The 15,420-nt window shown below is 60.4% G+C and carries 20 protein-coding genes; 12 read left to right on the top strand and 8 right to left on the bottom strand.

Translation table 11 applies throughout. The features are described from left to right. The 3 genes from KBY77_RS01285 to KBY77_RS01275 all read left to right on the top strand — a co-directional run bounded on the left by KBY77_RS01285 (position 1) and on the right by KBY77_RS01275 (position 3,977). Positions 1-1,284 (top strand): glycosyltransferase, encoded by a 1,284-nt coding sequence (locus tag KBY77_RS01285; protein WP_255101801.1) that lies wholly within the window; start codon positions 1-3, stop codon positions 1,282-1,284. 75 nt (positions 1,285-1,359) lie between these two features. Beyond that, positions 1,360-2,562 carry a polysaccharide pyruvyl transferase family protein gene (locus KBY77_RS01280; RefSeq protein WP_255101800.1) on the top strand — a complete coding sequence of 401 codons (1,203 nt, stop codon included), beginning with the start codon at positions 1,360-1,362 and terminating at the stop codon, positions 2,560-2,562. Positions 2,563-2,867: 305 nt separating this feature from the next. Continuing rightward, positions 2,868-3,977 carry a glycosyltransferase 61 family protein gene (locus tag KBY77_RS01275; protein WP_255101799.1) on the top strand — a complete coding sequence of 370 codons (1,110 nt, stop codon included), beginning with the start codon at positions 2,868-2,870 and terminating at the stop codon, positions 3,975-3,977. A gap of 73 nt (positions 3,978-4,050) precedes the next feature. On the opposite strand, the gene KBY77_RS01270 is transcribed toward KBY77_RS01275, so the two are convergent. Beyond that, positions 4,051-4,524: a transposase gene (locus KBY77_RS01270; protein WP_255101798.1), complete on the bottom strand. Its 474-nt coding sequence runs from the start codon at positions 4,522-4,524 to the stop codon at positions 4,051-4,053. After that, positions 4,524-4,652, bottom strand: a complete 129-nt coding sequence (locus KBY77_RS01265; protein WP_255101797.1) for a hypothetical protein — start codon at positions 4,650-4,652, stop codon at positions 4,524-4,526. Before KBY77_RS01265 ends, KBY77_RS01270 begins: the two co-directional genes overlap by 1 nt. A 381-nt stretch (positions 4,653-5,033) precedes the next feature. On the opposite strand from KBY77_RS01265, the gene KBY77_RS01260 reads away from it, so the two are divergent. The 5 genes from KBY77_RS01260 (at position 5,034) to KBY77_RS01235 (ending at position 7,214) form a co-directional block, all read left to right on the top strand. Continuing rightward, entirely contained in the window at positions 5,034-5,237 is a 204-nt protein-coding gene (locus KBY77_RS01260; RefSeq protein WP_197163563.1) for an AbrB/MazE/SpoVT family DNA-binding domain-containing protein, read from the top strand. Then, positions 5,234-5,623 carry a type II toxin-antitoxin system VapC family toxin gene (locus KBY77_RS01255; protein ID WP_255101796.1) on the top strand — a complete coding sequence of 130 codons (390 nt, stop codon included), beginning with the start codon at positions 5,234-5,236 and terminating at the stop codon, positions 5,621-5,623. Before KBY77_RS01260 ends, KBY77_RS01255 begins: the two co-directional genes overlap by 4 nt. A gap of 264 nt (positions 5,624-5,887) precedes the next feature. After that, complete coding sequence (locus KBY77_RS01250) at positions 5,888-6,142, top strand: type II toxin-antitoxin system Phd/YefM family antitoxin (RefSeq protein WP_197163567.1); 255 nt, start codon at positions 5,888-5,890, stop codon at positions 6,140-6,142. 8 nt (positions 6,143-6,150) lie between these two features. Beyond that, positions 6,151-6,561 (top strand): type II toxin-antitoxin system VapC family toxin, encoded by a 411-nt coding sequence (locus KBY77_RS01245; RefSeq protein WP_255101795.1) that lies wholly within the window; start codon positions 6,151-6,153, stop codon positions 6,559-6,561. Between the two features lie 407 nt (positions 6,562-6,968). Then, complete coding sequence (locus KBY77_RS01235; RefSeq protein ID WP_255101794.1) at positions 6,969-7,214, top strand: FitA-like ribbon-helix-helix domain-containing protein; 246 nt, start codon at positions 6,969-6,971, stop codon at positions 7,212-7,214. 154 nt (positions 7,215-7,368) lie between these two features. Here KBY77_RS01235 and KBY77_RS01230 read toward each other — a convergent pair whose 3' ends face one another. Beyond that, a complete protein-coding gene (locus KBY77_RS01230) occupies positions 7,369-8,253 on the bottom strand; it encodes an N-acetylmuramoyl-L-alanine amidase (RefSeq protein WP_255101793.1) in 885 nt (294 codons plus the stop codon). 78 nt (positions 8,254-8,331) lie between these two features. Here KBY77_RS01230 and KBY77_RS01225 point away from each other — a divergent pair, with 78 nt between their 5' ends. Together KBY77_RS01225 and KBY77_RS01220 are read left to right on the top strand one after the other, a co-directional pair. Continuing rightward, positions 8,332-8,568, top strand: a complete 237-nt coding sequence (locus KBY77_RS01225) for an AbrB/MazE/SpoVT family DNA-binding domain-containing protein (RefSeq protein ID WP_255101792.1) — start codon at positions 8,332-8,334, stop codon at positions 8,566-8,568. Further along, positions 8,565-8,951, top strand: coding sequence for a PIN domain-containing protein (locus KBY77_RS01220; protein WP_197163589.1), 387 nt, complete (start codon positions 8,565-8,567; stop codon positions 8,949-8,951). The genes KBY77_RS01225 and KBY77_RS01220 overlap by 4 nt, the downstream gene beginning before the upstream one ends. Here KBY77_RS01220 and KBY77_RS01215 read toward each other — a convergent pair. Genes KBY77_RS01215 through gmd form a run of 3 tightly spaced genes read right to left on the bottom strand, consistent with a single transcriptional unit; the run spans position 8,933 to position 11,718 of the window. Then, positions 8,933-9,586: a hypothetical protein gene (locus tag KBY77_RS01215; protein WP_255101791.1), complete on the bottom strand. Its 654-nt coding sequence runs from the start codon at positions 9,584-9,586 to the stop codon at positions 8,933-8,935. The genes KBY77_RS01220 and KBY77_RS01215 overlap by 19 nt on opposite strands. 16 nt (positions 9,587-9,602) lie before the next feature. Then, complete coding sequence (locus KBY77_RS01210; protein WP_255101790.1) at positions 9,603-10,637, bottom strand: GDP-L-fucose synthase; 1,035 nt, start codon at positions 10,635-10,637, stop codon at positions 9,603-9,605. Continuing rightward, entirely contained in the window at positions 10,630-11,718 is a 1,089-nt protein-coding gene (gmd, locus tag KBY77_RS01205; RefSeq protein WP_255101789.1) for a GDP-mannose 4,6-dehydratase, read from the bottom strand. The genes KBY77_RS01210 and gmd overlap by 8 nt, the downstream gene beginning before the upstream one ends. A 421-nt stretch (positions 11,719-12,139) precedes the next feature. Between gmd and KBY77_RS01200 the strand changes: the two genes are divergently transcribed. Beyond that, a complete protein-coding gene (locus KBY77_RS01200) occupies positions 12,140-12,625 on the top strand; it encodes a hypothetical protein (RefSeq protein WP_255101788.1) in 486 nt (161 codons plus the stop codon). 40 nt (positions 12,626-12,665) lie between these two features. Here KBY77_RS01200 and KBY77_RS01195 read toward each other — a convergent pair whose 3' ends face one another. Together KBY77_RS01195 and KBY77_RS01190 are read right to left on the bottom strand one after the other, a co-directional pair. Continuing rightward, complete coding sequence (locus KBY77_RS01195) at positions 12,666-12,986, bottom strand: type II toxin-antitoxin system PemK/MazF family toxin (RefSeq protein ID WP_399212076.1); 321 nt, start codon at positions 12,984-12,986, stop codon at positions 12,666-12,668. 20 nt (positions 12,987-13,006) lie between these two features. Further along, positions 13,007-13,231: an AbrB/MazE/SpoVT family DNA-binding domain-containing protein gene (locus KBY77_RS01190; RefSeq protein WP_197163608.1), complete on the bottom strand. Its 225-nt coding sequence runs from the start codon at positions 13,229-13,231 to the stop codon at positions 13,007-13,009. Positions 13,232-13,556: 325 nt separating this feature from the next. Here KBY77_RS01190 and KBY77_RS01185 point away from each other — a divergent pair, with 325 nt between their 5' ends. Further along, positions 13,557-15,359, top strand: a complete 1,803-nt coding sequence (locus KBY77_RS01185) for an SLC13 family permease (RefSeq protein ID WP_315856449.1) — start codon at positions 13,557-13,559, stop codon at positions 15,357-15,359. The last annotated feature ends 61 nt before the right edge of the window (positions 15,360-15,420 follow it).

The raw sequence follows: 15,420 nt of genomic DNA, 5'->3' as shown, positions 1-15,420 counted from the left end.
ATGCGAGTTCTGTATCTGATTCATGCGCACGAGCAGTTTTCGGTGGGTGGAGCCGAGAATGCTGCTTTTTCCCTGTTCCGGGCCATGCAGGATCAGCCGGATACGGAGTGCTGGATTCTGGCGGCCATGCACACCAGCCAGGGGGTGCTGGCCCATGGGGAACTGCGGAATGTGGAGGGCTCCGACCGGGAGTACCTGATCGGCACCAGCTGCGAATGGTTCCGCTTTCAGAATGTGGCGATCGGAGAGATGAAGCGCAGTCTGCAACGGCTGCTGGATCACATCAAGCCAGACATCATCCATCTGCAGCACTACAGTCACTTCGGAATCGATGTGATTCCATTGTTACAGACAATCAGTCCGAAGAGCAAGATTGTGGTTACTCTGCACGAGTATCTGGCCCTGTGCATGCACAACGGACAGATGGTGACCACCGGCAAGCTGAAGCTATGCCACAAAGCCACACCGTTGGCCTGCTCGCTGTGCTTCCCAGAGCATACGCCCCAAGAGATGTTTCTTCGTAGTCACTACATTCGTACGATTCTGGAGAGCTGTGATGCATTGGTGAGCCCGAGCCAGTTTCTGATTGATCGATACAGGGCCTGCGGGATCGACCATCCAAATTTTGTGATGATCGAAAACGGGCTGCCGGCCAGCTTTGACGAGAGCAAGCGCGAGGGGTATTCTGCCAGCTATTCAGCGGAGCTGAACCGTTTTGGCTATTTCGGCCAGCTGAACCGCTACAAAGGCGTGTTGGTTCTACTACAAGCGGTGGCGCTGCTGCAGGAGCAGGGAGTCAGGAATTTTATCGTGAACATTAACGGCGCCAATCTGGAGCACCAGCAGCAGGACTTCCAAGATGAGTTTTACACACTTCATCAAGCAGTGAAAGATCGAGTTATCCTGCGGGGCAGCTACCGGCAGCAGGACATCGAGGCATTGATGCTTGAGAATGACTGGCTGGTGATGCCATCAATCTGGTGGGAGAACTCACCAGTAGTTATCCAAGAAGCTCTATTTTATCGGCGGCCAGTGCTTGCAAGCAATATTGGCGGAACAGCCGAAAAAGTTACAGGTTTAGGTGGCAATACCTTTGCGGTTTCCAACCCAACCTCACTTGCCACACTACTAGCCTCTTCAGTAGGTAATCAATTGGCTCACAAGGAACTTCTTGATGCCATACCCCCACCATCTTCTCATACAACCTGCTCAAGTTCGCACAACGCGATCTACAGCAAGATTCTTGCAAATAAAGAGGCGACCAAGGATATGGCATTACTGTAAACCTATTAGTCTCTTCAGCATTTTTTTGATTCTCCAGCTAACTCCTGAACCCACTTCTTCTAAAAGGTACCAAGCATGCCAAAAAGACTTGCAGTTGTCGACAATTTAGCAGGCATCTCCTCATTCAAGGACATTGAGGCATGGGAATGTTCGACTGCGCGGTACAGTTCAGCAGTTGGAGGCAATACAGGTAATGTTGCTTTTGTACTTGGGGCAAAGCTTGCCATAGCTGATCGTCAACAGGTAATAGGCTGGGGCATGAACCCCACTGAGGCTCAAAAGCAATTTGACCATGTCGTCATCTGTTGTGCCAACCAAATTGGAGCCCATGTTGATCTCGGTGGATGGGCAAAAATCTTGAACGCATGGTCACTCCCAGTAACTTTAATCGGGCTTGGAGCCCAAACTACAAATTACGAAGATAGCATAGATGTTCCTTCAGGGACCAAGACTTTTCTGAGTACTGTTAAGTCTCTCAGGGCAAGTACAAGCCCAAACATAGGCGTTCGAGGTCACTATACTCAACAGGTTTTAGAAAGCATAGGCTATGATTCGGTTGTCACGGGATGCCCATCTCTCTTTATATCATCTGATCAGCGATTAGGTAACACGATTGCTTCTTACGACATTGAAGCTGAAAGCCATCGAATTGTGGCTGCCGCAGGAAATCCTTATCATGTAGCATCCCGTAAACTTGAAGAACGGCTGGTTGCGCTTGTCGATGACACCAGAGGCGCTTACATTGTTCAACACCCTGATGTGATGCTATCACTTGCAAGTGGAATCATAAAGGAAGAACTAAACCCAAAAGTTGAGAGTATTTTAGGGGCTTATGGTGGCAGATTCAATCTAGTCAGCATCAGGCACTGGATGCGCAAGAATGCCTATTCTTTTTATGATGCCATAAGCTGGATTGACTTCCTGCAGCACTATGATTTTGTGTTGGGACCAAGGTATCATGGCGTTGCACTTGGCGTACAAGCTGGCAGGCCGTCACTTTGCATCCACATTGACAACCGAACCAGGGAATTGGCCTCAACTACCGGAATCAAGTCTATTGGCATCAACGAATTCATGGAGATGGGGGTGGAAGACATACTTGCGTCTGTTAAATGGAGCATGGCAGAAGCAAATCACTTCGATCATAACCGAACTAGCTTGGCAAAGATTCTACACGAATTCCTCACGTCTAATGATCTTCAGCCGGCGGATAGACTTACAGCTTTAGCATCTACCTTTTCAATCTTGAAAGAGAGCGAGCAGACTCAATTTGTCTAGGCCTTTCCTGAACTTAATCCGCTCCTAGATTATTTTGGAACTACTGAAAATGTCAGATCGTCTGTGGTCAACTGGTTTCAGCCAGGCCCAAAGCGCCTGTGACACACTTTGAATCAGCCATGCCCGTGTATATGCCCCTTCACATATTCATGGGTGCAAGCTGGAGAAGCTTCTGAAAGAACTGTAGCAAAAGTCTGATTCTCGGCACTGGTTACCATGCGACTCATCTCAACAGTGAACATGAACTCAAAGAAAACAATATTATTATTTGTTGATCTTACCCCCAACTCGATCCAGTAATTGATATGGTAACTTATAATACTTCCGCGAGTATAGAATTTATCAATGATGGTTATGTCGCACCACTGACTTCGCTTGCCCCTGCCATCGGCACCAAAAGAGGCTTCTTCGATGGGGGTGTCCACTATTGCGATGGTAGTATATGTAGTCTAGGCCTTCAGATTAAAGGATCATATGATAATCAGCCACAACCTCTTGACCGATTAGAAGTTCGTCAGAATCTTGAAGGTTCCTTTGTCTTTGGTGGGCTTCTGCAAAATGAACACTTTGGTCATTTTATGGCAGAAAGCCTAACAAGGCTTTGGGCTGCTCAACACCTTGCTAAGGCTGATTGCATTGTCTTTTATCTGAGAGAGAGAAGTCGGCCAGTTGCGCAATTTGTAAATGAGACACTAGCGCTTCTGCTTCCTCGCAATAGCTACAGAATTATTACAGAGCCCACAAAGATTAAGTTCCTGGCTGTTCCAGGTCAATTAGGCGACTTAAATCAAGGCTTTATATATGGGCATCCCCTTGTCAGAGAAATGGTTGGCAATCTTTGTACTAATCCGATAAATGGGCCAAAGAAGCTTTACGTAGCACGATCGAGACTGGGCGGTCGAGAGGGTGGAATCGTCCTGGAGGCAGCTATTCAAGACAATCTCATCAAGGAGGGATATACGATTCTGCATCCTCAAGAGCATTCAATCGAAAGTCAATTGCAGCTTTATGGATCAGCAGAAAAACTTATTTTCGCAGAGGGTTCTGCAGTGCATCTCTATGCTCTGGTTGCCAATATACATCAAGACTCATTTATTATATGGAGACGCAAGAAACATGGAACCTTTGATTGGCAGCTTCAGTCATTCGGGGCGAAAAAGACATTTGGCATACCATCTGTAAGTGAACTATGGGTGCCCGTCAGCGAGCCAAGTGTTACTGTCAGGGGTCGTGCAATCTTAGATTTCGACTCTCTTTGTCTTCAGCTAACTAGACATGGTTTTATTGGCGGAACTAAATGGTCGTCGCCATCACATGATAGACTCAAGGCAGAGTTTGACGGAGTTAGGCAAAAGATGAATATTGATTTCGTGAGGTATCCCAATGAACTTATCGGAGAGAACTTAGCGCTATAAGCCTACCTCGCGATTCTATTCTATTTATGGGCTATCCGGATGTCGGCAGTAGATCAGATTGGTCTTCGGCTCGCTATGGGCGGTCAAGTAAGCCTGCCGCAAGGCTTTTGGGGCACTTCGGCCCTTCCGGTGGGTGCATCGCGACGGGGTGTGGGTTCGGGACATTGATCAGTTCCCGCATCGGCGTCGGCCGCGCAAGCACGGCGCCCTCCAGGAGCCGAAGGAACAGCAACCTACGACCCCGTGCATGACGGCGGTTGAACCGGAAGGTGAACTCATCCAGGTAGGCCTGCAGGTGCTCGGCGGAGCCTCCGGACTGGTGGGTATCGGCAAGCCAGCGCTTGAGCAGGCTCGCCACCTGGTGCAGCACCCCATGCAGTAGTTCGTGAGCCGGCAGGCCGGAGCGCTTCATGTTGAACGACTTGTGCCCGAACGTGTCCGCAATCGCGAGTGGGTAGGACTGCAAGGCGTCGCTGACGACGACCGAGCCTGGGCTGAGGTAGCGGTGCATGAACTCCCCGAGATGCGCGGCGTCGATCTTCTCCATCACCTGCAGTCGGCATCGCCCGAAGCCCTTGCTACGCCACTGGTGAGAACCACGAGCGGGCGGTGCTCCGGCAACTGCTCGGGGAGCTGGATCTCGAAGGGGTGCTGATCCAGGCGGATGCCCTCCACACCCAGAGACCGTTTACGGGCAGCTCCAGGAGCAGGGGGCCGACTTCCTCCTGACCGTCAAGGGGAACCAAAAACACTGCATCGCCAGATCAGGAGCCAGTTCCAGGGGAAATGCCACATCCTTTTAGTGGCAACTGATCATGAGATCAGCCACGGCCGTGCCATCACCTGGATGAGGGCTGGCACTGGATCCTTGACACCCAGCTGCGTGAGGACGCCCATCGCTACGGTCGGCAGCCCTCAACCTGCTCCGACTGGCTGGATTTCAGTCGATCCGAGCTGACCTGCAGGCCGTCACTCACGGCATCACGGCTCTGCTGAATCCGGTGGCTGCCGCAAAACGGACTAGGATCGATCTGCAGTTGGTATGACGACCTTGCGATGGATGTCACAACCGTTTCCCCCAAGTTCCAGGTCGTGATTCCCAAGCGGGTCCGCGAACAGTTCGGCCTCAGGGCTGGGCAGACCCTTCAGGTGATCGCCTTGCCGGGGCGCATCGAGCTTGTGCCCAGCCAGTCTCCAGAGGCTCTGCGCGGTTTTCTGCAGGGCAAGAACACCTTCCAGCGCGAGGGTGATCGCCTGTGACGCACACGCGGGTGGTGGTGGACTCCTCGGGCTGGATCGAGGTGTTCACCAATGGTGTTCAGGCCGAGCGCTTCCTGGCCCTGATGGCAGACGAAAGCTCCCTTGTGGTGCCCGCGATCAGCATCTTTGAAGTGTTCAAGTGGGTCCTGCGCGAACACGGGGAGGCTCAGGCCGTTCAGGCGGCCGCCGTGATGCAGCGCGGCCAGGTGGTGGATCTCGACAGCCGGCTTGCGCTGGCGGCAGCCCAGCTCAGTCATGCCCTGCAGCTGCCAATGGCAGACAGCATCATCCTGGCCACGGCCAGGGATCGCCAGGCCAGGCTGCACACCATGGACAGCGATTTTCGCGGCATCGCCGACGTGGAGTGGATTGATTTGATCACCTGATCAGAGCAGCGCTGACCTGATCTGTTTCTCTGCTGACGCACTGCTCTGCTGACGCACTGGCTGCAGTGGCGGCAATCAGCAGATTGGCGCCGTGCTGGCCGATGCTGGCCGAAAGCAGGCCCCAGCGGCGAGCCACGCCCTGATCCAGCCAGCCAGCCAGTTGCGCCGCATGGGTCGGTGATCAGGGCGGCTTGGGTAGCCCCAACCGTGAGCGGGAGCAAGTACCGTCTAGTCAGATGACTGGTTATTCAGGGAAGAGCAGGGATGGCGATCTGGCCGGTGCAGCACGCCAAGGCGCGGTTCAGTGAGCTCCTCGATGCCTGCGTGCGGGAGGGGCCCCAGGTGGTGTCTCGCCGTGGGGCGGAAACCGCCGTGCTCGTGCCGATTGAGGAGTGGCGCCGCCTTGAGGCTGCGGCCCGCCCTTCCCTCAAAGAGCTCTTGCTGGCCCCCTCGGCACGCAGCGAAGCCCTGGTGCCGCCCCGGGGGAAGGCCCGGCGGCGTGAGCTGATCAGCCTGTAGGTGCTGCGTTGTATCTCCTCGACACCAACGTGGTTTCAGAGTTGCGCAAACCACGCCCCCATGGCGCGGTATTGGCCTGGCTCGATGGCGTAGACGACGCCAACCTGCATCTGGCCACGGTGACCCTGGGCGAAATCCAGGCAGGTATTGAGCTCACCCGTGAGCAGGACCCATGCAAAGCCAGCGAGCTCGAAGCCTGGCTGGATCTGGTGAGCCTCAGCTACAACGTTTTGCCGATGGATGGATCAGCCTTTCGCTGCTGGGCCCGGCTGATGCATCGCCAATCCAACACCCTCTATGAAGACGCGATGATCGCCGCCATCGCCAAGGTGAACCACCTCACCGTGGTGACCCGCAATGGAGCGGACTTCAAAACGTTTGAGGTGCCACTACTCAATCCCTTCGAAATAGGTCGCTGAAGCTACCGAGCGGACCCTGTCACCCACCCCGCCGTTTCCACAACCTGAACGGCTCGAAGCTCACGCTGATCCCGAATTCCTCGGCGTATCCCCCCTCTGCAGCCCCATTTCGAACAGTGGCCAGCCCACCGAGGGCTGCACCTGGTTGTCCTGAAACGTGGGTGCCACATCGAGGCTGCCGATCAGGAGGCACAGTCCAGCACATCGCGTCGATGCCGATCAGCAGACGGTGCTCGACCCTCCCCCACCTCCTCATGCCGTCCGGTCCGGCGGTCGCATCGATTGGTGCCTGGCCCGCATGCAGGGCTCGGCTGTTGCCGCTGTTCTGCCCTTCGCGCCTCCTGATGGAGGCATGCAGTTTGCATGACTTCTCAGTATGTTGAAGAAGGCACTGTTATGCGCGATCCATGCCATCCCTGCAGATCCGCGACCTTCCCGAACCTCTGCACACCCTGCTTCAGCGCCGGGCCCGCGCCCACAAGCGCAGCCTCAGCCAACAGGCCCTGGCCGATCTGGAGGCCCTCGCTGGTGGTGATCCGCGGCAACGGCGACAGCAGGCCCTCGAGCGGATCGCACAGCGCTGGCAACAGCAGCCCGCGCTGCAGTGGCCTCAGTCGCCGGAAGCGCTGATCTGTGCCGATCGGGAGCGCTGATGCCTACGGCCTTTGTGCTCGATGCCATGTGCAGGTTGAAGCCCTCGCCCTGGCCCGCCGGGAAGCGGCCGTGTTGCTCACGGCTGACCAACGCCTGCAACGGCTGGCAGACAAGGTGTTGCCCTGAGCCGCAACTGCGGGCGCTGCGTCGGACTCACCCACCCCGCCGTTCCCACAACCTGAACGGCTCGAAGCTCACGCTGATCCCGAATTCCTCGGCGAATTCCAGCACCCGGCACCAGGCCCGGTTCTCACGCACGATGCCCCGCAGGATCAACGGCGCATCCCCCCGCTGCAGCCCCATCTCGAACAGCGGCCAGCCCACCGAGGGCTGCACCTGGTTGTCCTGAAACGTGGGTGCCACATCGAGGCTGCCGATCAGGATCCGCCGGCGGCTGGCCTCCCATTCGTAGGGGATCTCGTAGAGCGCCAGCAACTCGGCGGCCAGGGCCCAGGAGGTGCCGCCGGCATCGATCTCCACCGCCAGCTCCCGGCCGCGGGCCTGCATCGTGCTGGCGCGGCGGAACTCCAGCCGGCTTGAGGCGGTCGCCTCCGGTTCGCTCAGATACCGGCGGATGCGCTGGCGTAGTTCATCGCCGCCGGTGGGTGGTCCGTTCCTGCTGAGCTGCAGGAAGTCCCAGCGCTCGCCGCTGCCACCCCAGATCACTGGCCCGTAGTTGTCATGCATCCACTGGCCGTCGCGGTTGGAGGCGGCCTCGGCGTGGGTCATCACCGTCTGCAGCGAGATGTCGCCCGCGCTCCAGCCCCAGCTGGCGGCGATCCGGGCCGCCTCGCGGCACATCGCTTCGAGCTGCGCCTCGGTGGGCGGCATCGTCCAGGGATCGGGCTGGCCGCCCATGCAGGCGCAGGAGAGGGCCACGGAATTGCTGTTGCGCCGCCAGGTGTGGGCCGGCAGGTCCACGCTGTAGGCGTGCAGGCGATTCAGCCGCCCGTCACCACTGATGATGGTGTGATACAGGCCGGAGCGCACCCAGGTGTAGGGCGTGGCGGCCCAGTGCAGGTAGATCGTGGCGGGCATGGTGGGGGTCGCTCCGGATGGCCGTTCAGCCGCCAGTGAATTACTGATTAGACTTAATTGTAATTCAAGCTGCTGGCCATGAGAAGCACGATCACGTCCCGCGGTCAGACCGTGATCCCGGCAGCGATCCGTGAGCGCTTCGCGCTCGGCCCCTCCCAGCGGCTGGAGTGGTTCGTGGAGGCCGACGGCTCGATTCGGGTCATTCCTGTTGCCGCCTCTCCCGTGAAGGCCTTTCGGGGGCAGGGGAAGCTCGGGGGCTCCACCCAGCGCCAGCTGGCCGATCGGCTGGCTGATGCTGCACTGGAGGCGCGGTGACCCGGTTCTGCCTCGACACGTCGGCCTTGCTCACCCTGCGAGATGACGAGCCCGGTGCCGATCAGGTCGAGCAGGCCCTGGTGGGCCCTGTGCGCTGCACGGCCTGTTTCATCACCCGCATGGAGGTGCTCTACCGAGTCTGGAAGGACGAGGGTGAACGGGCCGGCCGACTGGCCTACGAACAGCTGCAGGCGCTACCGATCGACTGGCTGGAAGCCAGCGAGCCCCTCCTGATCTCTGCCGCGCAGATCAAGGCCACCCATGCCCTGTCCTTGGCGGATGCCTGGATCGCCGCGGCTGCTCTCCACTGCGGCGCCACCCTGCTGCACAAAGATCCGGAGTTTCAGGCCATCGACGGTCTAGCTCAGGAGTGGCTGGCCTGAACCGTTCCGCCGACTGGCTGCACCAGGCGCACGCCGATCTGGACCAGGCCTTGGTGAGCGCCAAGGCAGGGCACCATGAATGGGCCTGTTTCGCCTGCCTCGGCCAGCAGGTCTGGGGTGGAAGTCGTGACGGACCATTTCGGTCGTCTGCAAAGCGACGACGCTCTTTGCCATGCCCGTGCGCTTGTTGACGCAATCCGTGATGCGCTGGCCTGAGCCTGATCACGTTCTTCACCTCTTACAGCCATGTTGATCTCCTGGGGATCCACATCCCGGTCAATCAGCAAATCGGAATTCCTGTCCTCTTTGCCGCCGTGGCGGCGCTGGTTGACGAAGACGAAGTCTTCTCCGAAGGGGTAGTTAAACTGGCATCCAACGATCGATGCGCAGATCAGCGCGCTCGAGAGCGAGAGGCGAGAGCTCGAGAGCGAGAAGCGAACGAAATTGCTCGAGAAAGAGATCGAGCGGCTCGCCGCACTCGAATCCAGGCTGGATGCCTTGTTGCTCAGTCGCAGTGATCGCCGGCCACAGGGCGATGGCCCGCTGAAGCAGCTCTGAGTGCGCCCCTCGGCCGCCGAGCCGAACAGCCCTGCCGGCGCTGGCGCCAGATTCAGGCGCTGGGAGGGGCTCACCAATATGGATTGAGCCGATTCACCCCGCCCGCAGCTCGCCGCTCGCCAGCCGCTCGCGGAAGTCGGCCACGGTGGCGGCCAGCCCCTCGGCCAGGGGGATGCGCGCCCGCCAGCCCAGCGCTGCCAGCCGGCTCACGTCCAGCTGTTTCTTCTGGGTGCCGTCGGGTTTGCTGCTGTCCCACTCGATCCTGCCGGCAAAACCCGTGGCCGCCGCCACCGACTCCGCCAGCTCGCGGATGGTGAGGTCCACTCCGGTGCCCACGTTCAGGAAGCTCAGCGGTTCGCCGCCATCCCCGCAGGGCGCGCCGGAGGCATCAGGGTTCCAGTGCTCCAGGGCGAACAGGCAGGCCTCACCCAGATCGTCGACGTGCAGGAACTCGCGCAGGGGCGTGCCCGTGCCCCAGCAACTCACACATTTGTCGCCACGTTCGGTGGCTTCATGGAAGCGGCGGATCAGCGCCGGCAGCACGTGGCTGTTGACCGGGTGGTAGTTGTCGCCCGGTCCATACAGATTGGTGGGCATCAGGCTGATGGCATCGAAGCCGTGCTGGCGCCGCAACGCCTCGCAAAGCTTGATGCCGGCGATCTTGGCGATCGCATACCACTCGTTGCTGGGCTCCAGCGCGCCGCTGAGCAGTGCTTCCTCACGGATCGGCTGCGCCGCGAACTTCGGATAGATGCAGCTGCTGCCCAGGAACAGCAACCGCCGCGCCCCGTGCCGCCAGGCGTTCTCGATCACATGGGTCTCGATCTTGAGGTTGTCGAGCAGAAAATCGGCCGGGTAGGCCGCATTGGCATGGATGCCGCCCACCTTCGCCGCCGCCAGCACCACCACAGTCGGCCGGTGCGTCGCAAACCAGCCCTCCACAGCCGTCGCGTCGAGCAGGTCGAGCTCCTCTCGCCCGGGGGTGAGCAGCGATCCCCCGGCAGCGCGCGCCGCCGCTGCATCTCCGTAACCAGCCCTCTGCAGCGACCGGCAGATGGCGCTGCCCGCCATGCCGCGATGGCCGGCCACCCATATGCGGTCTTCTGGGGTGATCAGCTTTTCACTCACGACCGCCCACCACCTTGAAGCCCTTGAGGCGCAGCAGCGCCTCCTTGCGCGCCTCCTCCTTGTCGTGGGCCACCATCTCGGTCACCAGCTCGCCGAGGCTGGTGGTGGGTGTCCAGCCCAGTTTGGTGTGGGCATTGCTCGGATCGCCCAGCAGCGTTTCCACTTCGGCGGGCCGGAAGTAGCGCGGGTCGATGCGCACCACCACCTCGCCGGTGCTGCGCCTGCCGATCTCGTCCACCCCCTCGCCTTGCCACTCGATCGCCCCCCAGCCCAGCTCAGCTGCTGCCAGCTCGATGAAGCGGCGCACGCTCATCTGACGGCCGGTGGCGATAACGAAGTCCTCCGGACTCTCCTGCTGGAGCATCCGCCACTGCATCTCCACGTAGTCGCGGGCGTGGCCCCAGTCGCGCAGGGAGTCGATGTTGCCCATGAACAGGCAGTCGTCGAGGCCGGCATCGATGCGCGCCAGCCCGCGGGTGATCTTGCGGGTCACGAACGTTTCGCCCCGCCGCGGTGATTCGTGGTTGAACAGGATGCCGTTGCAGGCATACATGCCATAGGCCTCGCGGTAGTTCACCGTGATCCAGTAGGCATAGAGTTTGGCCACCCCATAGGGGCTGCGCGGATAGAAAGGGGTGGTTTCCTTCTGGGGGATTTCCTGCACCAGCCCGTAGAGCTCACTGGTACTGGCCTGGTAGATGCGTGTCTTGTCAGTGAGGTCCAGGATGCGCACCGCCTCCAGGATCCGCAGGGTGCCCAGCGCATCGCAATTGGCGGTGTATTCCGGGCTCTCGAAGCTCACCGCCACGTGGCTCTGGGCACCGAGGTTGTAGATCTCATCGGGCTGCACCTGCTGCACGATGCGGATCACATTGGTGCTGTCGGTGAGATCCCCGTAGTGCAGAACAAGGCGCGGATCGCTTTCGTGGGGATCCTGATACAGATGGTCGATCCGCTGGGTGTTCAGGCTGCTGGCCCGCCGTTTGATGCCGTGCACCACATAGCCCTTCTCGAGCAGCAACTCAGCCAGATAGGAGCCGTCCTGCCCGGAGATGCCCGTGATCAGAGCGGTTTTCGGCATCAGCGCAGCGCCTTGTTGGTGGGTGAACCATTGCAGCAGGCCGTCTCTAGCGCAAGTGCAGCAGCGACGGAAATGGCTGTGGCAGTGTGCAGGGGATGGTTTGCCGAAACGTATCAGCCCAGAGACCCGGCAGGACACCACATATGGTGTGCCGGACGGCCTGATTCTGGAGGCTGCCGCAGAGCCTTGGTCCCGGCCCGGAGTTCAGGTCTGCCAGATCGCCACTGCCTCTTGGTTGGCGGCGCAGACAGCAGCGAACTGCTCAGGGGCTGATGTGAAAAGCAAGCGCCGCAGGTAGCGCGTCCCACGGTGCCCGCTCGCGACATGGCGCTTGTGGCTATTCCGTGAAACCACGAATGCACGGGCTAATGGTACTGGCGTACTATTCATTGATCGGTTTGGGGTTGGTGTCGCTACGGTCATGGGAGAGAACGAAGCGCCGGTTTCCTCGGGTCAGCCCGATCCGTTTCCCTTCCTCGATCGCGCCGGCTATGCATCCCTTTTCGGCGGCTGCCTGGTCGTTCTGATCACGTTCTTTACCTCCTACAGCCATGTCGATCTCCTCGGGATCCGCTTCAACGTCAATCAGCAAATCGGAATTCCTGTCCTCATTGCCGCCGTGGCGGCGCTGGTTGGCGAAGTTAAACTGGCATCCAACGATCGATGCGCAGATCAGAGCGCTCGAGAGCGAGAGGCGAGAGCTCGAGAGCGAGAAGCGAACGAAGCTGCTCGAGAAAGAGATAGCGCAGCTCGAGACAGAGAACAAGCGGCTCGCCGATCTCGAATCCAGGCTCGATGCCTTGTTGCTCAGTGCCGATTCATCCTCGCAGACACCTCCCGCAACCGGCTCCAGCTGAGTGAAGCGGCGGCCGTATTGATAGAAGAGATCAAGCCTTCGGAATCCTGAGCATGTCTATGTCTATCGCAGAATGTTGGTGTGGCATCGCTCAGGTCCCGGAGGGCAGCAGCTTGCCCAGCTGGGCCGACACACCGGTGCAATCGGCGGCGGCCAGAGCGCCCAGGCCACCCAACACCAGCCGCTCATCAATGGTGAACAGCTTGAAGCGCACCAGGCAGGGTTGGGGCAGGCCCGCGGCATTGAGATCTTCAAGGGGCCAATCGAGGGGCCAGGAGGATTGCCGCGCTGATGTGATCATCGCCAGCAGCAGATGGCCACAGCTTTGCTGAAAGCAGGGCTGTGAGAGCACCAACGCCGGCCGCTGCTTCTGGGCCTGGCGATCAGTGAATGGGAACGGAACTCGCACCACCGTGTACCTCTCGAAGGCGCTCACAGTTCGCGGAACGCCTCCTCATCCGCCGGGCTGCTCCATTCGCTAAGGCTGCTCTCCAGCCCCCGGAGATAGGCCAGATCCAACGGCGTCACCGCCCGCACGCGCACCGAGCCATCCTCCAGTTCCCAGCTGAGCTGGTCGCCCTGCCGCAATCCCAGGGCCTCACGCACCGCCTTCGGCACCGTGACCTGTCCTTTGGCGGTGAGTGTGGCGACTTCCATCGGTGGCAAACCAGTCACTGCTCATAGCTTAGGCCGCATGTCTCCTTGTCGTAAGGCGTCCTTACGAGCTTGTCGTCGCTACGGTCATGGCATAGGACGAAGCGCCGGTTTCCTCGGCTCAGCCCGATCCGTTTCCCTTCCTGATTCGGGCCAATTCGGTTGTCGCGTCTCCCGTTAAGGCTTTTCGAGGGCAATGGAAGCTGGGTCGAGCCCCTGCTCCACATAGCTGCGCAAGAGCTGCTTGAGCGTGACGCGCTCGCTGGCCTTCACTCCAGTGACCACGGACACTCTGCGTCCAGGGCTAGCTGGCATCCTGGTTGCGCTCATGCCGGTGTTGGTTTTGATCACTCCCTCCGGCTGGATCACCCTCGCGGTGCTGCTGGCGGCGATCGTGGTGTTCGTGGGCGGCTGGCTCGCCCCTGACATCGTCGCCCTGGTGGCCGCCGGGCTGCTGATCGCCACCGGCGTGCTCAAGGCCGGCGATGCCCTGGCCGGTTTCGGCAGCCCGGCCCTGATCACCCTGCTGGGCATGTTCGTGCTCTCCGAAGGCCTGCTGCACAGCGGCGCCCTCGATCGCCTGCGCGAACTGCTCGGCTCACCACGGATCCGCTCGCCCCAGCGGCTCGTGGCCCTGCTGGCCGGTGTGGTGGCCCCGCTCTCCGGGGTGATTCCCAACACGCCCATCGTGGCGATCCTGCTGCCGGTGATTGAAGGCTGGTGCCGGCGCCGTGGCGTCAGCCCCTCGAAGGTGCTGATCCCCCTCTCGATCGCCACGATCACCGGCGGCACCCTCACCCTGATCGGCACCTCCACCAACCTGCTGGCCAGCGACGTGTCGGCCAAGCTCGGCTACGGCGAATTCCAGCTGTTCTCCTTCACAGCCATCGGCATTCCGGTGTGGCTGATCGGCAGCCTCTACCTGCTCCTGGCGGCCCGCTTCCTGCCCGATCGCGGCCACGACGGCGGCACGTCGCTGACCGAGCTCACCCGGCAGGGCTATCTCACCGAGGTGGTGCTGCCCTCCCGCTCGCCCCTCTGCGATCGCACCCTGCATGCCAGCCGCCTGCAGCGCCGCTTCGACGTGGATGTGCTGGCGGTGCACCGCGGTGGCCAGAAGCTGCAGCCGCCCCTGGCCGAGCTTCGTCTTCAGGCCTCCGACCGCCTGCTGCTGCGCTGCAGCCGCAGTGAACTGCTGCGCCTGCAGCAGGATCAGATGGTTGCTCTGGCCGGCACCCTGCTGGAAGCCCCCGATGCTGCTGGCGTCTCCAGCCTGCCCTCAGGCATCCGCCTCACCGAGGTGCTGCTGCCCGCCGGCTCCCAGCTGGCCGGCTCCACCCTGCGCGACCTGCGCTTCCGCCAGCGCTTCAACGCCACCGTGCTGGCCGTGAAGCGCGCCAACACCACCCTGCAGGACCGGCTCGGGCGGCTCACGCTCAAGGAAGGCGACCTGCTGCTGGTGCAGGCGCCCCTCGATTCCATCCGCGGTCTGCAGGAGAACAGCGAGCTGGTGGTGCTCGATGAACTCGAGAGCGATCTGCCCACTACCCACCGCAAGGGCCTGGCGGTGCTCACCATGCTGGCGGTGCTGCTGCTCTCCGGCCTGCAGATCATGCCCCTGGTGGCGGCGGTGCTGCTGGGCGTGGGGGTGCTGGTGATCAGCGGCTGCCTCGATGCCAGCAGCGCCCTGCGCGCCATCCGCTGGGACGTGTACCTGCTGCTGGGAGGCCTGTTCAGCTTCAGTGCGGCCCTGCAGCAGAGCGGCCTGGCCCAGCTGGCGGCCGATGCCCTGCTCGTGCGCCTGGAGGGATGGCCGGTCTACGGCGCCCTGGTGGCCGTGTATGCCGTGACCCTCGTGGGCACCGAACTGCTCAGCAATGGCGCCACCGTGGTGCTGCTGCTGCCGGTGGTGGCCAAGCTGGCCGAAGGCCTGCAGCAGCCCCCGCTGATGTTCATCTACGTGGTGGTGTTCGCCGCCAGCCAGAGCTTTCTTTCGCCGATCGGCTATCAGACGAACCTGATGGTGTATTCCCCGGGGAACTACCGCTTCCTGGATTTTCTGCGTTTCGGCTGGCCGTTGTCGCTGCTCTATGCCGTGGTGATTCCGTTGGTGATTCTGCACTCGATCTGATCGTGATGTTCTTGCTGCCGTTTCAGCCCCATTGACTCCATGACGCCACACAGGGTTCTCA

The sequence above is a fragment of the Synechococcus sp. Cruz-7E5 genome (assembly GCF_024345995.1).
Lineage (GTDB): Bacteria > Cyanobacteriota > Cyanobacteriia > PCC-6307 > Cyanobiaceae > Regnicoccus_A.
The sequence above is the reverse complement of the archived record's forward strand: the minus strand, read 5'-3'. Positions and strand labels throughout refer to the sequence as shown.